Raw genomic sequence first — 589 nt, forward strand, 5'->3', positions numbered from 1 at the left:
ATCCGCGCACTGTTCAACACACCGACGGTTGCCGGGCTGGCCGCGCTGATCGATTCCGGGACGGATGGTGTGGGGGTTTCGGGTGGGCGTCCGGTGGTGGGGGGTCGGGTGCGTCCTGAGCGGTTGCCGTTGTCGTTCGCGCAGCGGCGGATGTGGTTTTTGCGGGAGTTGGAGGGGCCGAGTTCGACGTATAACACTCCGTTGCGGATGCGGTGGGACGGTGCGGTGGATGTGGGGGCGCTGCGGGGTGCGCTGGCGGATGTGATGGGTCGGCACGAGGTGTTGCGGACCCGGTATCCGGTCTTCGCGGGTGAGCCGTATCAGCAGATAGACCAGGCGGCGGCCGGGCTGTCGGTGGTGGAGGTGGCGGAGGGTGGGCTTGAGGGGGCGGTGAGCGAGGCGGAGGGATACTGCTTCGATCTCGCGTCGGAGGTACCGGTCCGGGCCTGGCTGTTCCAGGACGTGTCATCGGGCGAGCGGGTGCTGTTGGTGTTGTTGCATCACATCGCCAGTGACGGCTGGTCGGTGGGGCCGCTGTTGCGGGATCTCGGAGAGGCTTATCGCGCCAGGGTCTCGGGCGGGCAGCCGG

General features: G+C 68.1%; 1 protein-coding gene. It reads left to right on the forward strand.

Annotated elements, in window-relative coordinates; genetic code table 11:
• Window positions 1-589, forward strand: a 589-nt coding sequence (locus tag PV419_RS53025) for a condensation domain-containing protein (protein WP_319701270.1), incomplete at both ends; no start/stop codon positions are given.

Source organism: Streptomyces sp. ME19-01-6 (assembly GCF_033793745.1).
Lineage (GTDB): Bacteria > Actinomycetota > Actinomycetes > Streptomycetales > Streptomycetaceae > Streptomyces.